At 35.5% G+C, this 4,311-nt stretch carries 3 protein-coding genes and 1 pseudogene; all 4 read right to left on the reverse strand.

Going from position 1 to position 4,311, the window contains the following annotated elements; translation table 11 throughout:
• Positions 1-2,060 (reverse strand): chromosome segregation protein SMC (smc, locus tag RT405_RS06125; protein ID WP_313468445.1); only part of this gene is annotated, 2,060 nt, incomplete at its 3' end.
• 77 nt (positions 2,061-2,137) lie between these two features.
• Entirely contained in the window at positions 2,138-2,833 is a 696-nt protein-coding gene (rnc, locus tag RT405_RS06130) for a ribonuclease III (RefSeq protein WP_035028478.1), read from the reverse strand.
• Positions 2,834-3,017: 184 nt separating this feature from the next.
• Complete coding sequence (locus tag RT405_RS06135) at positions 3,018-3,260, reverse strand: acyl carrier protein (protein WP_035028479.1); 243 nt, start codon at positions 3,258-3,260, stop codon at positions 3,018-3,020.
• A gap of 109 nt (positions 3,261-3,369) precedes the next feature.
• Positions 3,370-4,311: pseudogene (gene plsX, locus RT405_RS06140) on the reverse strand (phosphate acyltransferase PlsX); the annotation flags it as partial.

Raw genomic sequence — 4,311 nt, forward strand, 5'->3', positions numbered from 1 at the left:
TTTTGTTCTTCTTTTCTGACTGTTTGTTTAAGCGTTCGAACTTCGACTTCTTTAGCTGTTAGTGTTTGTTCCATTTGACTAATTTGCTGCGTCAAAGAAGATAGCTCGTTTTTACGTGAAAAAAGACTGCTTTGGTTCCCTTTTTTATTGGCTCCGCCAGTCATAGAACCGCCAGCATTCATCACATCTCCTTCAAGTGTCACCACTCGATAACTATATTGAAGCAGTTTAGCTATTTCGTTAGCTGCTTTTAAATTATGAGCCACAATAGTTGTTCCGAGTAAATTCTGAACAATCGAAGCAATTTCGTCCGGGTATTGAACAATGTCACTAGCAATCCCAATAAAACCTGTTTGATTTTTAACTTTTACTTCAACAGCAGCAGGTAATCGGCGCGGCTTAATGGTAGACAAAGGTAAAAATGTCGCTCGGCCAGAATGCTTTTGCTTTAAATATTGAATAGCTTTACGTCCACTTTCTTCATTTTGCACGATAATATTTTGCGAGGCAGCTCCTAATGCAATATCAATAGCTATTTCACTTTCTTTTGGAACAATGATCAACTCAGCCACGGCTCCAACGATTCCACCAATCTGTTTTTTATGTTTAAGGACTTCTTTGACCCCTTGATAAAAACCAGTATAATCATCTTTCAATTCTTGTAAACTCTCTTTTTTAGCTTTCGCTTGCTGTACAACCCGTAAAGCATCATACATCATTTTTTCTTTTTTTTCTAATTGAGTGTATTGTTTCTGAATAGTTGCCTGTTGTTCTTGATACTGCAAAAGTTTTTTCGCTATTTCTTGTTGACTAGCCGTTCTATCAGCAGTCACTGCGGTAAGTTGGCTAGCAACTTCTTTTACTTCTTTTTCTAATGCTGCCATAGCGACTGACGTTTTCATTCTTCTTTGGGCAGACTGACTAAAGGTCTTATCTAAATAGCTTTGTTCATTGCGTAAACTAGTTTGTTGCTGCATCAAATCTATATAGTGATCACGTATTTGTTTCTGCATTTTCTCATCGGTCAACGTCTTTACTTGAGTTATTTTTTTTTCTAAGTCAGCTATTTTATTTAATGTTTGACGCTTTGACTGTTCGTATTGTTCTCTATTTTCTTTCGTATGCTTGGTTTGTTCATTTAAAACTTGTTTTTGACCTTCTAATTGTTCATATTGCTGAATGGCTTGTACCAATTGAGCTTGTTCGTTATCAAAAACATCCGTAAATTGCTGCTTTTGCTGCTTTAACAGCTGCAGGTGTTGCTCAATTTCGTTAGTTTCAGCTTTCATTTGATTTAATTGCTGATTAAAAGCAGCTATTTCCAATTGTTGAGCAGCCCATTGTTCCTTTAGATGACTAATTTCAACTACCGTTAAAGCTATTTCAACATCCTTTAATTGTTCTTTTTGCAGTAAGTAATCTTTCGCAATGCTACTTTGTATTTGAAGCGGCTCAATTTGGCTATCTAGTTCATAAACAATATCTTGAACACGATTTAAGTTATCTTCCGTTTCAAATAATTTTTGCTCTGCTTTCTTCTTGCGTGTCTTATATTTAAACACTCCTGCAGCTTCTTCAAAAATAGAACGGCGATCTTCTGGCTTACTATTAAAAATAGCTTCCACTTTCCCTTGAGAAATAATGGAAAAAGATTCTTTGCCTAAACCGGAATCCATAAATAATTCAATAATGTCTCTTAACCGACAAGCCTGCTTATTTAAATAAAATTCACTCTCACCATTTCTATGAAGTCTTCTTGTAATATTGATTTCCGAAAAATCTAATGGCAGAAAATGATCTTCATTTTCTAATATTAAAGAAACTTCCGCGATATTCAATGGTTTTCGCATATCAGTTCCAGAGAAAATAATGTCATTCATTTTCCCGCCTCGTAAACTTTTAGCTGATTGTTCTCCTAATACCCAACGTATCGCTTCAATAATATTGCTTTTTCCACTGCCATTCGGCCCCACAACTGCGGTTACTCCTTCATGAAACTCAATGGTGGTTTTTTCTGCGAATGATTTGAAACCAGCGATTTCGATTCTTTTTAATTGCACAATAGACTGGCCCCTTTCCTTAAACGTTTCATTAATTGAGGATAAGCTCGTGCACGTAGCTTATCCTCAACGTATTTTTATTTGTCTTCTAAAATCAGTAAAGCATTTTCTGCAGCTACTTGTTCAGCTGCTTTTTTTGTTTTTCCTTGTCCTTGCCCCAGCACTTGACCTTCTGCACTGACCTCAACAACAAACATTTTTTGATGAGCCGGACCAACTTCTTCAACTAAACGATAATCAATGGTAATTTCACCTTTTTTTTGTAAATATTCTTGTAAATTTGTTTTGTGATCCATCACATGTGAGAAAGCACCGGATTGAATTTTAGGAAAAATAGTTTGTTTCAAAAAAGCTAACACACTGTCGATTCCTTGATCCAAATATAAAGCTCCAATAAAAGATTCGAATAAATCGCAAAGCAAAGCTGGTCTTTTACGACCATCCATTCGTTCTTCGCCTTTGCCTAAACGTATATAACGGTCAAAGCCGCATTCTTTTGCAAATAAGCTTAAACTTGCTTCACAAACAATTGCAGCTCGCAGTTTAGTTAATTTGCCTTCAGGCAGTTTTGGATAATGCTCAAATAAATACCTTGAAATGATTAATTCCAATACCGCATCTCCCAGAAATTCGATTCGTTCGTTATCTTTTAAGTGTTGGTTCCTGTGCTCATTCACATATGATGAATGCGTGAAAGCTTCTTCTAAATAGGCAGTATTTTGAAATGTAATATCATATTTTCTTTTGATCTCTTTTAAAAATGATTCATTCATTTTTTTTCTCCTCTCGACCAGACTTGTCCAATCATTCTTATTATACTGTGTTTTACAGTAAAAATAAATAGTTTCACTGTTTAGCTGTTCAAATCAGCTTATTCTTCTTTCGAAAAAAGCTTAAATAAAAAATCCGGTTCTTAAGAAATGTGTTTTCCTTAAGAACCGGCGGTTTTTTATGAACTTAGTTTAAGTTAGCTTCGATGTAATCTACTGCGTCTCCAACTGAAGAGATATTTTCTGCATCGTCATCAGAAATTTCTGTTCCAAAAACGTCTTCTAATTCCATGACTAATTCTACGATATCTAGTGAGTCTGCACCTAAATCATCTTTAAACGTCATTTCATTGGTCACTTTTTCTTCGTCTATTCCAAAACGTTCAACGATTATTTTTTTTATTTTTTCAAAAGTTTCGTTTTTTGACAATCTTTACACCTCCGTTTGGCTTTTCCATTATGAATTACTTTTCACATCTGAACATACTTATTTTACAGATACTTTTTCAGAATGTCTAGACCTTTTTATGAATTGCTTTTTATCCTTCTAAATTATCCAAATCTGCTTGTTTAGCTTCAAACTGATTGACAAGGTCATCAATTACTTTTGAAGCCAACATTTCATGAATTTGCTTAATGGTATAATAAACTGCTTCTTTTCCAGTAGAACCGTGTTTTAACCACAGGTGCTTTGACTCCAAATAAAACTGATCCCCCATGTTTAGAGTAATCCAGTACATCTTTCATGCCGGATAAACTATCTTTCAACAAAAGACCGCCTACTTTAGCCTTTGGTCCATTATCATACACCGCTTTTTTCAGCAATTGCATCATGGATAATGCCGTTCCTTCAATTGTTTTTAACACAGCATTTCCAGTATAGCCATCTGTTACAACAACATCTGCTACGCCGCTTAACAATTCACGCGCCTCCACATTGCCAATAAAATTAATGCTTGGCTCAGCCTTCAATAATTGATGCGCTCTTTTAGTGATGTCATTTCCTTTATTTTCTTCTGTTCCATTATTCAATAAACCAACAGTAGGATTGGAAATACCTTGGACAAACTTAGCATACTCACTCCCTAAGATGGCATATTGGTGAATATTCTCTGGTTTAGTATCCGCATTTGCTCCAACATCCATTAAATTAAACGTCTTTTCTGCTTCTGTAATGACTGGCATTGTTACCAATAAACCAGGGCGGTCGATTCCTTTGATGCGTCCGATGATCAGCAATCCTGCTGTCAAAAGTGCTCCTGTATTACCAGCTGAAAAAAGAGCATCTGCTTCTTTGTTTTTTACGGCTTGTGCAGCTAAAACCATTGAAGCATTTTTCTTGCGTCGTACTGAGCGAACAGGATCATCTTCACTGTTTATTTTTTCATCTGTATGCACAATTTTAATATTAGGTTCACCTGTTAAGTACTGTTTGATGGCTGTCTCATTTCCATATAAAATGAATTCCATCTCCTTGAATT

This window comes from Carnobacterium sp. (genome assembly GCF_032094055.1).
GTDB lineage: Bacteria > Bacillota > Bacilli > Lactobacillales > Carnobacteriaceae > Carnobacterium_A.

What these genes read in the sequence shown, in the direction of transcription:
- rnc (WP_035028478.1), bottom strand. Translation starts at nt 2,833, where the DNA reads ATGAATGAATCATTTTTAAAAGAGATCAAAAGAAAATATGATATTACA.